This window comes from Campylobacter concisus (genome assembly GCF_003048405.1).
GTDB classification, from domain to species: domain Bacteria; phylum Campylobacterota; class Campylobacteria; order Campylobacterales; family Campylobacteraceae; genus Campylobacter_A; species Campylobacter_A concisus_Q.
The window spans coordinates 813,833-827,113 of sequence record NZ_PIQS01000001.1 but is presented as its reverse complement, the minus strand read 5'-3'; the positions used below and the strand labels follow the sequence as shown (position 1 = coordinate 827,113).

The following is a 13,281-nucleotide window of genomic DNA, read 5'->3' as shown; positions in this document are numbered from 1 at the left end:
TTAAATTTTGAAAACGAAAATAGCTTCAAGATAAATTTTAAATTTAGGCAGCTCAAAGCCCTTTTAGCAAAATTTGCAAGGTAGATAAATTTGACCTATCTTAAATTTAAAAAGCCAAATTTACCTTCAAAAAAGCAAAATTCTAGTTCCTGCGCCTATACTCTTCGTAGTCTAGCTCGCGGATCATTTTTATCTCGCCATTTTCTTTTAAAAGAAGAAGATCAGGCAGTTTTATGCCGTTAAATGTCGTGTTTTTCACGATAGTGTAGTGAATTTGATCTTCAAAGATGACTCGGTCACCAATTTTTAGCTCGCTATCAAATTTATACTCCGCATCGTCCGCTTCAAGACCCACTATATCGCCAGCTAAGCAGGTATTACCACCAAATCTATAAGCAAATTTGCCATTTTTACTCTCACCTCTAACTGCTGGGCGGTAAGGCATGAGCACGGTATCAGGCATGTGCGCCTCGGCTGAGGTGTCAAGGATGGCGATATCTTTCTCGTTATGCACGATGTCAAGCACGCTACTTATCAAAAAGCCAGTCTGCCAGCCCACGGCCTCGCCAGGCTCCAGATAGACCTCTACGCCATATTTCTCGCGAAAGCGCCTAACTATCTTTATAAGTAGCTCCACATCGTAATCAGCCCTCGTGATGTGATGTCCTCCGCCCATGTTTATCCATTTCATCTTTGGGATAAACTCGCCAAATTTCTCCTCAAATGCCTCTAACACGGTCTGCAAGCTACTCGCACTCTCTTCGCAAAGCGCATGAAAATGAAGCCCAGTGATGCCATCAAGAAGCTCTGGCTTAAAATTTGCCCTTGTGATGCCAAGCCTGCTAAATTTACCGCATGGATTGTAGCTGTCAGTCGGTGCTAGCGAGACCTCTGGATTTATGCGCAAACCGCAGATGATGCCATTTTGCAGGGCAATACCCTTGAATTTTTGCCACTGAGCAAAAGAGTTAAATGTGATGTGCTTTGAAATTTTTAAAATTTCATCAAAGTCCTCGTCTTTAAAGGCTGGACTATACGTGTGGATCTCGCCTTTTACGTATTCGCTTGCAAATTTTGCCTCATGAAGCCCACTACAAGTCGCGCCGTCAAGATAAGAGCCAACCATATCCATCACGCCACTAAATGCAAAGCCCTTAAGTGCTACTAAAATTTTGGCACCGCTTTGTTCTTTGACATATTTTAAAAGCTCTAAATTTTTACGTACTTTTGCCTCTTCACAGACGTAGGCTGGGGTTTTTATGCTCTTTAAAATTTCGTTCATTTTTACTCGCTTTTTAAATTTTTAAATAAGTATATCTAAATTTATTTTTAAGTAAAATCAGCAAAAATCTCAAAGGATAAAACGTGATAGAGATCGAATTTCTTGGGCCTATCGGGCTTGAAAATATAAAAGTAGAGGCAAAAAATTTAGGTGAAGTAAAAGCAGCTTTAAGCGAGAAAGAAGAGCTTAAAAAATGGCTAAATATCTGTGCTGTGGCTGTAAATGACGAGATCGTAAGCGATATAAATTTTGCTCTTAAATCAGGTGATAAAATTTCTATTTTGCCACCAGTTTGTGGGGGCTAAGATGCAAATTTATAATGGAAGCTTAGATGTTCAAAGCATCACAAACGAGTGGTATGAACGCTTTAAAGATAAAAACTGCGGTGCGCTCATCACTTTTGTTGGAATCGTAAGAGAAGAAGGTGGTATTTCGGCGCTTAGCTTTGATATCTATGAGCCGATCCTTAAAAAATGGCTAGATGCTTGGCAAGAGCGAGCCAAAAAAGAAAATGCCTACGTACTCTTTGCTCACTCAAAAGGTGATGTGGCCGTACATACGAGCTCTTATGTAGCAGGCATTGTGAGCCCTCAAAGAAAAGTCGCGCTAAGGCTTATAAACGAGTTTGTCGAGGACTTTAAGGCAAATGCGCCGATCTGGAAATATGATGTGATAAATGGCGAGAGAATTTATGCAAAAGAGCGCAGCCAAGCGATAAATGGCGCTGGAATTTTAGCTTAAAAGGAAAAATGATGATAACAAAAGAGAGTAAAAAAGATGTTTTTTGGGCGCTTGCGTTTGGGCTTGGACTTTTTATATTTAGTATCGTTGGCTACTTTTATATATCTCTTGGCACAGTGTCTCTCTTTGGCATCATCATTGGCGCTCTCTCAGTGTTCTTTTGTGTTAGAAAAATTTTTCAAAACAACTTTTTACGTATTGAATATGATGGATTTATCATCACAAAAGGCTCAAAAAGTATAAAATTTTACTTTAAAGATATCGACGAAATCGCCATTAAAAGTTTTGGCGATAAGAAAAAAGTCGAAACTTTAAGCGTAAAATTTAAGAAAAACCGTCTTGATAGAGATGCTTGCTTTGGGTTAGTGCAACCACTTGGTGATGATTTGATCATCATTTTTGATAAATATGAACTCTCAAAATTTACCATTTCAAAAGAACTAAGAGATAGGCTTAATAATTTTAGAGCATAATTAAATCAACCTATGATTTAAAATTTTATACATTTTTCACATTAAATTTACACCATTTAGCTACTCTTGCAAAAATAAAATCAAGCATTTTATCTACAATAAGCTCGTAAATGTGGATTAAAAATTTAAAGGATGACTTACATCAACTTTTATAAAGGCTTTTGCTACTACAATTCTGATAAAAGAAATCATAATTATATCTTTAAAAAGGAGTTTACATGAGGCCCATTTTAAGCCTAGCAGTTCTTTCATCACTGCTTCTAGCAAATGAAGCAAATTTAGACGTTATAAAGCCTATTAGAGAATTTGTACCGCCACCAGTCATCACGCCAAACGTTGCACAAAGTGCCTTTGTGGAAAATCAATTTGACCGCACTCAAAGAGGCGAATACCCATTTGTTACAAATTTGCTTGATAACTCAGCTGATATGTTTCATATCTCGGCTGGAATGTATGGCAAAAGCTTTTACAATTCATCACTTTTTAAATATCGTGGCGCAAATTTTTACACCATCTTAAATGCAAATTTCACCAAAGCAAATAATTATAAAGATGGAAGTGGCAAAAGATGGAACTATGGCTACAATAGACAAGGTCAAAGCGCTATCTTAGGCTTCGTGCCAAATGATCTTAGCGAGCTTAGACTTACGTTTTTAAGGGATAATATCGATAAAGACAAGCAGCCAGAGCACGTGATGGATGCCTTTAAAACGACAAGAAAAGTTGGCAAGCTAAATATTAGATTAGGCGAAGAAGATCTTTCAAATACGCTAAATTTCGAATTTATCCTAAAAAAGGTTGAGCGAAAAGCTGATAATTTTCATCTAAGAGATGCCACCCAAAATGTAAAAGTGGATTTAAAGAGAAATATATTTGAGGCAAATTTAAAGTATGACGCTGACTTTGCAAGCTTTCACAATCAAATAGGCGCTGGCTTTGAAAAAGATAAACATGACGGCAAAAGATACATGAAGCAAGGCAATAACTGGGTCTTTAACGGATACAGATTTGCTGATGTTAGAAATGATAAATTTATGCTCTTTGACACACTTGCTTATAAATTTAATGAAGCAAACGAAGCTTCTCTTGCCTTAAAATATGAAGAGCAAAGAAGTAAATTAAATGGCATCGACACTAAATTTTTTGTGCAAAATCCGATCGCACCTAATACCACTCGCAAATTAATTCGCCAAATTTACGGTGAAGACGTAAGTGATAAGATCAAAAAAGACGCTTTTAGTGCAAGCCTAAAATATAAATTTACACCAAACGACAAGGATAGCTACTTTGCAAAGCTTGAGAGTTTGTCTCGTTTGCCAAGCAACATGGAGCGTTTCAATGCACTTTATGGTGCAGGCGATAATGGCTGGATAGCAAATCCAAATTTAGAACCAGAAAGACACAATAGAGCGGTTCTTGGCTTTAAATTTGGTAGTGAGTTTTACAAAGAGTATCTAAATTCGCTTCAAAACAAAGATGCTTTTAGCTTTGGAGGACATTTCATCGCTGATAGCGTTAAAAATTTGATCATTTTTGATAGACGCCACTCAAAAGCCCCAATGCCACTAAATAAAAATGCCGTCATCTCAAGAAACGTTGATGCAACGCTTTATAGTGTAAATTTCAATACAGAATATAGCTTTGCAAGGCACTTTGGCTTAAAAAGCTCACTTTACTACAACTACGGACAAAACAAAACCGATGGTAGGCCGCTTTATCAAATAAGGCCTTTTGAAGCAAATTTTGCATTTGACTACAAAGACTATGCAAGCTTTGGCAGCTATAATCTTGGCACCGCACTAAGGCTAGTTTCAAAGCAAACTAGAGGCGATTTTAGCAAGCAAAATGGCCTAGGTATCGACAAAAAAGAGGCTGCAAAAGGATTTGGTTTACTTGATCTTTATGGTGGTGTAGAGTTTAAAAATAAAGTTGGCATAAGATTTGGCGTAGCAAATTTATTTGACAAAGATTATGCAGAATTTATCAGCGGTGATCACGTAGCAGCACTTGATCCAGTAGTCGTTCATGCCCCTGGCAGGACATTTTTCATTAGCTTTCACAGCAGTTTTTAAAGGAGAAAAAGATGTTAGATAGAAGAAAATTTTTAGGACTTAGCACAGCTTTAGGCGTTAGCGCATTTGCACCAAATTTATTTGCAAAAGAGAGCTTTACTATGTGGGGCGCACCAGCGATCCCAAGCGTTATCATGGCAGTTGCTGCACTGCAAGGCGAGTTAAATAAAACTTATGATGTAAGTCTAAATATCTGGAAAACACCAGATCAGCTTCGTGCAGGTGTGGCTAGTGGAGATATCAAGGTTACGATGTCACCATCAAATGTAGCTGCAAATTTAAGAAACCAAGGGCTTGATTTTGCGATGTTAAATTTACTAACTCTTGGCGTTATGAACGCTATGGTCAAGGATGAAAAGATCAAAAATTTAGAGGATTTTGTAGGCAAAAAGCTTATCATGCCATTTCGAGGCGACATGCCTGATCTTGTTTTAAGAGCACTTTGCAAGAAGCGAGGCATAGACGTTAGCAAAATAGACATTACCTACACAGCAACACCGCCTGAGGCTCTGCTTTTATTTTTACAAAAAGATTTTGACATTTTAATAGTCCCACAACCTCTTGGTGAAGCGACTATTTTGCGTGGTAAAAAAGCAGGCGTTAGCGTGCATTACTCAGTTGATTTTCCAAAAATTTGGGGCGAGAGCTTTGGCACAAAACCGATAATCCCAATGGCAGGCATTATCGTAGAAAGAGGCTTTTACGAGAAAAACTTAAGTCTATTTGACACGCTTCATAGCGATCTTAAAAATGCACTTTCATGGATACTTGAAAATAAGCAAAGTGCAGCAAAGATAGGCTCAAGCTACTTGCCAGCTCCAGAAGTAGCACTTGCAAATGCTTTTGATAAGGCAAATCTAACAGTAACAAAAGCAAATGAACTACAAAATGAGATCATGGCATTTTTTGAAGAAATTTATCAGTTTAATCCAAAATTTCTAGGTGGCAAGATGCCAGATAAAGGTCTATTTTTATGATACTAATTGATGGCATCAAAAAAGATCGCTCAAGCTTTTTAAAAATAATTGACTATTTTTGGGGCGGATTTAGCGGATTTGCCGTAGTTTTTTTGATCTTAGCCATTTGGCAAGTGGGAAGCGAGTTTAGCTCCCCACTCTTGCTTCCGCCACCAAAAGATGTATTTTTAAAAGCCTGTGAAATTTTAAAAGATTACAAAAACAGCGAGATAAACATAACGCTTTGCAGATCACTGATCGGAGTTTGCTCGGCAACATTTTTTGGTATATTTTTAGGGCTAATAGCAGGTAGTTTTAAAAGTTTTGCAGCCTTTTTAAAGCCTGTTATCACCTTGCTTTTGTCAATGCCACCAATTATTTGGATAGTACTTGCTATTTTTTGGTTTGGATTTGGAAATTTTAGCACCGTTTTTACTATCTTTATAACCGTTTTACCGCTTACTTTTGCAAGCTCAGCAGTTGCTATGAGCAGTGTAGATGAGGAGCTAAAAGAGATGTTTGATGCTTATAATCTAGGAATTTTAAAAAAGATAAGACACCTTTATATCCCGCATCTTACGAGCTACATAATAAGCTCTATTAGCGTAGCTATCGCAATGGGCGTAAAGATAGTCATAATGGCTGAGCTACTAGGTGCAAATAACGGCATGGGAGCAAAGATAGCAAATGCAAGGGCAATGCTTGAAACAACCGAGGTAATGGCGTATGTTCTTTTAAGCATCACTCTTATCATGCTTTTTGAGTACCTCATAATTGAGCCACTAAAAATAGCTTTGATGCCTTGGAGAAGATGATGCTTGAGCTTAAAAATGTAGAGTATGAAATTTTAAGAGATAAGGTCGTAAGGAATTTTAGCCTAAACGTAAAAAGTGGCGAAGTAGTGACGCTTTTTGGACCATCTGGATGTGGTAAGACGACGATACTTCGGCTTATTAGCGGACTAAATGAGCCTAGAAAAGGAAAAATTTTTAATAACTTTAAAAAGACTACATACTTTTTTCAAGAAAATCGCCTACTTACATGGAAAAATGCTCTTGAAAATGTGCTTTTAGTTATGGATAAACCAGATGTTAACGCTGTTTTAGAGCTTTTTAAAAAGGTTGGATTAAGCCAAAAGGATACTTTAAAATACCCAAGTGAGCTAAGTGGCGGTATGAGGCAAAGAGTCGCTTTCGTAAGAGCGGTCGTGACAAAGCCTGATCTGCTTTTGATGGATGAGCCTTTTTCTGGACTTGATTATGATATGAAAGAAATTTTAATTGAAATTATTGGCCAAAGAGTAAGTGAAGGTATGAGTGTGGTTCTTGTCACACACGATAGAATGGAAGCTGTAAAGATGTCAAATAGAATTTATTTCTTATCAAGTAAAGGCGCAGTCATACAAAGAGAACTTGAAATAGACAAAGATTTCAAAGAGCGCGATTTTACGTTTATTAGCAAGATGATAGATGAAAATTTCAAAGGGCAAATTTATTATGATTAATAACTTTTTTACTCATCCTATGAGAATATTTTTCTTAATGAGCGCCGCCTGTGCGGTGCTTGGTGCTAGTGTGTTTTTTACTCCAACTGATTTTGTGAGTTTGCATAAATTTATATTTTTGCAACTTTTCTTAGCGCTTGCTTATGCTGGATTTTTGCTAACTGGACTAACTGATTGGACAAATTTTCAAGCATCTTTAAAAATACACGCCTATATATTATTTTCACTCTTTTTTACAAGCTTTATCTTGGCATTTTTTAGCCTATTTTTAGCACACTGCTTTATCGCTCTTTTTTGGCTATATTTGGTTTTGCTTTGTCTTTATATGATCTGGCAGGATAAAAACGATGATCAATTTGGCGTACTTGGTTTTTTATTTGGCATTCTAGGCTTTGAAATTTATTATCTAATAAGCGGCAACGAAAAATTTCTAAATTTACAAGTTTTTATCCACGTGATCGCTATCTTACTCATCTCCTACCGCGTTAGTGTTGTACTTGGAAAAGAAGCGCTAAAAAGAGAAAAAGGTATGGATGAAGCTGTTTTTGTGCCAAATTTTATCTATAAAAATATCGCTATTTGCTGCGTTTGTGCCTTTTTACTTTTAAATATATTTTTTGAAGCAAGCTTAGGTGTCTATTATGCTGCGATAGCTTGTGGAAGTGCGGTACTTGCAAAGCTTAAAGAATGGCACTATAAAGAGCTTTTTAGGCATAGTTTTGTGCTTTTATACTATTTTATGCAACTATTTTTAGCGGTTGGATTTTTAGGGATCGGCTTTAGCGGTATTTTTGAGCTCCATCTTGAAACAAATTTTATGCATCTAATAGCGATAAATGCAGTAATTTTTAGCGTAATGCTTATATTTAATGTCGCAGGACTTCGTCACAGCGGACAAGAGCTTGAGTTTTTACGCCTTAGTAAGGTTGCTTTTATTTTAGTTCTTTTAGCTGGCATTAGCAGAGGAATTTTGGCTTATTTTTGGAGTGGCTTTTATATTCATTTACCAGCAACACTCATAATAATTGCTTTTGTTTTTTGGCTCATAAATTTTTATGTGATCTTTAGAGATAACGATTTTAGCGATGATCCAGAGTAAAAAGATATTAAAAATTTATTCATTAATTAAAAAGAGTTTTTAAGTCTTTTTTGAAGTAAGTGGATATATAATTTGCGATATTTATTATCAATATTATAAAAAGGATTCTTTATGAACAAACTTACTTCTGTTGCTTTAGCAGCTTCATTTTTTGCAGTTTCAGCTCTTGCATTTAGCGTAGAAGGTGAACCAAAGGTAACATTTACTGGTTACAAGCTAGCAAATAAAACAGCCGTACCAGGTACTTTTAAAACAATAAATTTTAAAAGTCAAGAAAATGCAAATTTTGCTGATTTTTTAAAGAGCTTTGAATTTAAGCTTGAGCCAAAAGATATCGACACAAAGCTACCTGACCGCGATAAAAGGATTGGCATTATTTTCGATGGCAAGGCCGTAGATGGTAAGATCGTAGCAGTAAATGGCGATGATAAAGCCGGAGAAATGGATGTTGAGCTTAGCATAAATGGCAATTCAAAAATTTTTAAAACAAAATATGAAGTGCAAAATGGCAAGCTAATGGCAAAATTTTCGGTTGATCTTGTAAATGATTTGAAGCTAAATGAGAGCTTTGATAAATTTGCCGCTGCCGCCAAACCATTTCACGGCGGAAAGAGCTATCCAGATGTAGATGTTGGCTTTGAAGCAGTGATAAAATAACTTTCAAATTCGGCGCCAGTAAATTAGCTTGCGCCGAAGTTACCTCTTTATCCTAGTTTCTTATTTTGTGATACCGAAAAATCGAAGATGACGGATTTTTCATACAAAAAGGCGGCAAGAATGAGAAATTTTATTTTAAAGATATCGATGAAATCGGCATCCCCGAGATAGACGCCAAGCGCAAAATTAGTGTTTTTAATATAAAATTTAAAAAAGGTGGGCTAGCATACGACCTCATGCAGCCCACCGACGATGACGCCGTGATATACGACAAATACGAGCTATCCAAGCACGAGATTTTTAAAATTTAAAGCAGAAATTTGAGGCGCTAAGCGCGCAAAAAAAGCGAAAATAAGAAAAAGTAAAATTTGGCTAGGCCTGCCAGCGCTAAATTTGATTTTTGGCTTTGGCGACCGAAATTTTACGAATTTGACCAAAATTTGAGTCAAACCCGCAAGGCTAAATTTATTTATTAAAATACGCCGCGAGTGCGCTTAGCCAAACAAACAGAGCTATTATCCAAGACATCGTCCACGGCGTAGCCGCAGAAAACGCCGCAAGCATCGCCGAGGAGAGGATGCCGCTGCCGTATTGCAGCGAGCCGATGAGCGCAGCGGCCGAGCCCTTCATCTCCTGCGGCACACTATCAAGAGCGGCGGCATTGGAGCAAGAAGCTATAATGCCGTTCATGCTAAAAACGAAAAACATCGGGATTATCACGCTAAGAACACCGCCCGTTTTGAAAAACGCAAACGCAAACAGCACGCTGGCAGCAAGCGCGGCAACGAGCGTGGAGACTATGAGTAGGCGGTTTAACGCATAGCGCTTTACCAGCTTTTTGTTTACGAAACTTAGGGCCATGACGCCCACGATGTTTATGCCGAATAAAAATCCGTAGTATTTGCTAGGAATGCCGAAATAATCGATATAGACAAAGCCCGTGATAAAGGCATAGAAGACAATGCAAAAAACGTAGCGCTAAGCGTATAGCGCATAAATTTGGCATCTTGTAATAATCTTAGATAGTTTCTAAAAGACGATACAATGGGCTTTGTGGAGCGCTTTTGCGGCGGCAAGGTCTCCGGTAGAGAAAAAATCATCGCAAACATAACCGCGCTAGCTAGCGCCATCAGCCAAAATATCCCGTGCCAAGAGCCAAATTCCAGTATCGCGCCGCCCAATAACGGACCCGCTACCCAAGCTATCGCCATGATGATAACTAGCGTAGAGAGCATCTGTGCGGCCTGCGAGCTACCGAAAAGATCGCTGCATTTTACGACTTTGGCCAGGCTTAACATCGGTCCTACGCACGCGCCCACGGCCTGAAACACGCGCCAGAGCACTACGCTAGCCATATTGTCCGACATCGCGCATCCTACTGATCCGATCGCAAAGAGCGCCATACCGATGAAAAGCTGGATTTTACGCCCGGTCCTATCGCTGATAGGCCCCCATACGAGCTGCGCTATAGCAAAGCCGATCAAAAAGCCCGTTATCGTGAGCTCCGTATCGCCATGCAACTGCCGCTCCATCGTAGGAATAGCGGGCGATATACGTCCGTAGATAGCGATGTACACGCCATAAGCGCGCTTAGCACGACTAAAAAAGATAGTGAAGTTTTTGAAGAGTTTAAATTTTTCCTTTTGTTGTTATTTGAGTGGGCGCAGAGTTTGCGCGACTGGAGATTGGAAGCTTTAAATTTGCTCAAATTTGTTTTGATAAAATTGGCGCGATTATAGCTAAATTTAAACGTTTTTCGGTGTGGAAGCTTGGAATAAATTTGATGTAAAATTTGAATACTAGCGGTGCAAAATTTAAACTAGAAATTTAAATGCAGTAGAGCAAGGCGCAGTATTTTTTGCCTTAATCAAGACGGATTTAAATTTTACGACGGAAGCGTATATGAAATACGTGACCGAGTAAAATTTAAATGCAAGATTATAAGGCAAAGTATCGCGAGATGATTTTAAATGTTTTCTATGTCGCTATGCTCGTAGCTAAATAGAAGAAGTAAATTTCGTCCCAAGATTAAATTTAATAAAAATCAGGCAAAGTATTTTTCGCTTAGACGAGGCGGTTTTAAATTTTGTGACGGGAGTTACCGAGTGGGTAATGACCGAGCAAAATTTAAAACCAACGAAGTATAAGTAGAAAAAGACGAGCCTAAATTTAGACTTCGTATCTTTCTCCTGGTTTCATTTCGATTATCTCCCACGGCAAGCCCTGCTTATTTAGCTCGTCCATGAAAGGCTTGGCGTCGAAATTTTCCATATTAAAGACGCCTTTTCCGCTCCAGATGCCCTTTGCCACCATCATCGAGCCGATCATCGCAGGCACGCCCGTCGTGTAGCTCACGGCCTGCGCGCCCGTCTCGGCGTAGCAAGCCTCGTGGTCGCAGACGTTGTAGATATAGACTTGGCGCTCTTTACCGTCTTTTAAACCGCGGATAACGCAGCCGATGTTGGTTTTACCCTTCGTGCGAGGGCCTAGGCTTGCAGGATCTGGTAGCAAGGTCTTTAGAAACTGTATCGGAACTATTTTTACGCCGTTGTGCTCGACCTCGTCGATACGTAGCATGCCGACGTTTTCTAGACACTTCATGTGAGTTAGATAGCTCTGTCCAAAGGTCATAAAAAAGCGGATTCGCTTTAGCCCTTTGATGTTTTTTACTAAGCTTTCAAGCTCCTCGTGATAGAGCAGGTAGCTATCTTTGACGCCTACTTTCGGGTAGTCCCATTTGAACATTATTTCCATCGGCTCGGTCTCTTTCCACTTGCCGCGCTCCCAGTAGCAGCCTTTTGCGCTCACTTCGCGCAGGTTGATTTCGGGGTTGAAATTCGTCGCAAATGGATAGCCGTGATCGCCTGCGTTGCAGTCTAGGATGTCGATCTCGTGGATCTCGTCAAAGAGATTTTGCTGTGCGTAGGCGCAAAATACGTTCGTCACGCCCGGATCAAAGCCGCTTCCCAGCAGCGCCATCGTGTTTGCGGCTTTAAACTCGCCGTCCTTCGCCCACTGCAGCTTGTATTCAAATTTGGCGGTGTCGGGGTGCTCGTAGTTTGCGGTGTCGATGTAAGGTATGCCAGCCTTTACGCAAGCATCCATAAGAGTTAGGTCTTGATATGGCAGCGCGACATTTAGTAGCAAGTCAGCCTTTGTTTGTTTTATGAGCTCCACAACAGCCGCTGTATCGTCAGCGTCGATCTGCGCGGTTTTTATCTCTACGCCAAGGCGCTCTTTTATAAATTTAGCGATCGCGTCGCACTTGCTTTTGGTGCGGCTTGCAAGGGTGATCTTGCTAAAAACGTCCGCGTTCATCGCGCATTTTACGGTCGCGACTTGGCTCACGCCGCCCGCGCCTATGATTAAGATATTTGACATTTTGGCTCCTTTAAATTTTAATGATTTTAGCAAATTTAAGATGAATTTTAAGAGACGGGGTGCTATTAATTATAAAGTTGGCTATGGCCAGCACAAAGTCTAACAAGAAAGACAAAAAGCAGATAGCACTAACACAGATAAGTAGCATATCAATTGCCGGCGGCAGAAAATTAAATTTACCTCCTGACAACGCACGATGAATTTTCTCTCAGATTCTATTTTTTAGTTTGAGATGGGTTGTATAATAAATAAGCTTAAATTTTTTAGGTTTAATTTTGTCGCTAAAATTTGAGTGCCTAAATTTATTCTAAAGCGTACAACGATACATTATTAAGTTAGCTGTTTTGGGTATAATCAACATATTTAAATCTAGGAAAATATAGCAACCGATTTAAAAAACTTGGATGGATTAGCGCCTGGCTAGAGGACACAAAGAGAGATACCGATGATTGAAAATTGCAAGCAAAGACCGAATAAAAAAGAGGTAGAAGCATTAACTCTTTTTTATAATAGATTCTATTTTTTATATGATGAAATTTCTAATGAAAATTTTAAAACTCAAGAGCCATATACTTTAGATTTTATAGACTCAGAGAAGCATTTTCGGTATTTAAAGAGATTTCTAACTATGAACCAATTAAAGAATATTTAAAGTGGATGAAAAGAGGAGGACGACCCTTTTTTGAAGGATTGATTGCCGATGATCTATTTAGTTTTATTAGAAACCTCTTATTGCACTTTCCTATTTTTGACACATGGGATGAAGTATATATAAATAAAAGTCTTGCCACTTGGGATAAGGCTGGGCAAATAAATAAATTTCTCATCAAGGCAAAAGAATATAAAATTGATGATAAATCAGAGGTCAAATATAGAATATGGGAAGTAAAAAAGAAAAAAATGACTTATTTTTCTGTTAAATTTCCCAGTAAATACAATGAAATAACAAATATTTATCTAAAAGATATAATCGCAGAAGAGATGGGTATGAAATTTTGCATGGCGCTAATGAGGCAGATAATTAATACTCAAATCGAAAATCCAGAAGAAGACATAAAAATAATGTCACAAGTTTATTTGCCAAGAAACAATAATGATTTATGAGGCAATACTGAA

General features: G+C 38.4%; 14 protein-coding genes. 10 read left to right on the top strand and 4 right to left on the bottom strand.

All coding sequences use genetic code 11. The annotated features are described in order from the left end of the window. Positions 1-142: 142 nt before the first annotated feature. Positions 143-1,282, bottom strand: coding sequence for a carboxynorspermidine decarboxylase (gene nspC / locus CVT18_RS04395; protein ID WP_107824275.1), 1,140 nt, complete (start codon positions 1,280-1,282; stop codon positions 143-145). Between the two features lie 83 nt (positions 1,283-1,365). Between nspC and CVT18_RS04390 the strand changes: the two genes are divergently transcribed. The 9 genes from CVT18_RS04390 to CVT18_RS04350 all read left to right on the top strand — a co-directional run bounded on the left by CVT18_RS04390 (position 1,366) and on the right by CVT18_RS04350 (position 8,784). Next, a complete protein-coding gene (locus CVT18_RS04390) occupies positions 1,366-1,587 on the top strand; it encodes a MoaD/ThiS family protein (RefSeq protein WP_107824274.1) in 222 nt (73 codons plus the stop codon). Position 1,588: 1 nt separating this feature from the next. Further along, the gene (locus tag CVT18_RS04385) at positions 1,589-2,023 is read left to right on the top strand and encodes a molybdopterin synthase catalytic subunit (RefSeq protein ID WP_084041651.1); all 435 of its coding nucleotides are present in this window, start codon (positions 1,589-1,591) and stop codon (positions 2,021-2,023) included. A gap of 11 nt (positions 2,024-2,034) precedes the next feature. Then, positions 2,035-2,496 carry a molybdate transport repressor gene (locus CVT18_RS04380; RefSeq protein WP_107824273.1) on the top strand — a complete coding sequence of 154 codons (462 nt, stop codon included), beginning with the start codon at positions 2,035-2,037 and terminating at the stop codon, positions 2,494-2,496. A 218-nt stretch (positions 2,497-2,714) separates the two neighbouring features. Continuing rightward, entirely contained in the window at positions 2,715-4,568 is a 1,854-nt protein-coding gene (locus tag CVT18_RS04375; protein ID WP_107824272.1) for a TonB-dependent receptor domain-containing protein, read from the top strand. Positions 4,569-4,579: 11 nt separating this feature from the next. After that, complete coding sequence (locus CVT18_RS04370; RefSeq protein ID WP_103629035.1) at positions 4,580-5,545, top strand: ABC transporter substrate-binding protein; 966 nt, start codon at positions 4,580-4,582, stop codon at positions 5,543-5,545. Further along, positions 5,542-6,339, top strand: a complete 798-nt coding sequence (locus tag CVT18_RS04365) for an ABC transporter permease (protein ID WP_103629034.1) — start codon at positions 5,542-5,544, stop codon at positions 6,337-6,339. Before CVT18_RS04370 ends, CVT18_RS04365 begins: the two co-directional genes overlap by 4 nt. After that, complete coding sequence (locus CVT18_RS04360; protein WP_103629040.1) at positions 6,339-7,028, top strand: ABC transporter ATP-binding protein; 690 nt, start codon at positions 6,339-6,341, stop codon at positions 7,026-7,028. Before CVT18_RS04365 ends, CVT18_RS04360 begins: the two co-directional genes overlap by 1 nt. After that, a complete protein-coding gene (locus CVT18_RS04355) occupies positions 7,021-8,127 on the top strand; it encodes an NnrS family protein (protein ID WP_103629041.1) in 1,107 nt (368 codons plus the stop codon). Before CVT18_RS04360 ends, CVT18_RS04355 begins: the two co-directional genes overlap by 8 nt. A gap of 111 nt (positions 8,128-8,238) precedes the next feature. Further along, positions 8,239-8,784 (top strand): hypothetical protein, encoded by a 546-nt coding sequence (locus CVT18_RS04350; RefSeq protein WP_087585424.1) that lies wholly within the window; start codon positions 8,239-8,241, stop codon positions 8,782-8,784. 465 nt (positions 8,785-9,249) lie between these two features. On the opposite strand, the gene CVT18_RS10765 is transcribed toward CVT18_RS04350, so the two are convergent. The 3 genes from CVT18_RS10765 to CVT18_RS04335 all read right to left on the bottom strand — a co-directional run bounded on the left by CVT18_RS10765 (position 9,250) and on the right by CVT18_RS04335 (position 12,165). After that, positions 9,250-9,696: an MFS transporter gene (locus CVT18_RS10765; protein ID WP_258032909.1), complete on the bottom strand. Its 447-nt coding sequence runs from the start codon at positions 9,694-9,696 to the stop codon at positions 9,250-9,252. Continuing rightward, positions 9,660-10,304, bottom strand: a complete 645-nt coding sequence (locus CVT18_RS10290) for an MFS transporter (protein WP_234410273.1) — start codon at positions 10,302-10,304, stop codon at positions 9,660-9,662. The genes CVT18_RS10765 and CVT18_RS10290 overlap by 37 nt, the downstream gene beginning before the upstream one ends. Positions 10,305-10,953: 649 nt before the next feature. Further along, a complete protein-coding gene (locus CVT18_RS04335; protein ID WP_103629033.1) occupies positions 10,954-12,165 on the bottom strand; it encodes a saccharopine dehydrogenase family protein in 1,212 nt (403 codons plus the stop codon). 657 nt (positions 12,166-12,822) lie between these two features. On the opposite strand from CVT18_RS04335, the gene CVT18_RS04330 reads away from it, so the two are divergent. After that, on the top strand, positions 12,823-13,269 hold the full coding sequence (locus tag CVT18_RS04330) for a hypothetical protein (RefSeq protein ID WP_199907357.1): 447 nt from the start codon (positions 12,823-12,825) through the stop codon (positions 13,267-13,269). Positions 13,270-13,281: the final 12 nt, after the last annotated feature.

Bases quoted from the DNA above. Each gene is read 5' to 3' on its own strand.
- nspC (WP_107824275.1), bottom strand. From the start codon at position 1,282: ATGAACGAAATTTTAAAGAGCATAAAAACCCCAGCCTACGTCTGTGAA.
- CVT18_RS04385 (WP_084041651.1), top strand. From the start codon at position 1,589: ATGCAAATTTATAATGGAAGCTTAGATGTTCAAAGCATCACAAACGAG.
- CVT18_RS04380 (WP_107824273.1), top strand. From the start codon at position 2,035: ATGATAACAAAAGAGAGTAAAAAAGATGTTTTTTGGGCGCTTGCGTTT.
- CVT18_RS04375 (WP_107824272.1), top strand. From the start codon at position 2,715: ATGAGGCCCATTTTAAGCCTAGCAGTTCTTTCATCACTGCTTCTAGCA.
- CVT18_RS04370 (WP_103629035.1), top strand. From the start codon at position 4,580: ATGTTAGATAGAAGAAAATTTTTAGGACTTAGCACAGCTTTAGGCGTT.
- CVT18_RS04365 (WP_103629034.1), top strand. From the start codon at position 5,542: ATGATACTAATTGATGGCATCAAAAAAGATCGCTCAAGCTTTTTAAAA.
- CVT18_RS04360 (WP_103629040.1), top strand. From the start codon at position 6,339: ATGCTTGAGCTTAAAAATGTAGAGTATGAAATTTTAAGAGATAAGGTC.
- CVT18_RS04355 (WP_103629041.1), top strand. From the start codon at position 7,021: ATGATTAATAACTTTTTTACTCATCCTATGAGAATATTTTTCTTAATG.
- CVT18_RS04350 (WP_087585424.1), top strand. From the start codon at position 8,239: ATGAACAAACTTACTTCTGTTGCTTTAGCAGCTTCATTTTTTGCAGTT.
- CVT18_RS04335 (WP_103629033.1), bottom strand. From the start codon at position 12,165: ATGTCAAATATCTTAATCATAGGCGCGGGCGGCGTGAGCCAAGTCGCG.
- CVT18_RS04330 (WP_199907357.1), top strand. From the start codon at position 12,823: ATGAAAAGAGGAGGACGACCCTTTTTTGAAGGATTGATTGCCGATGAT.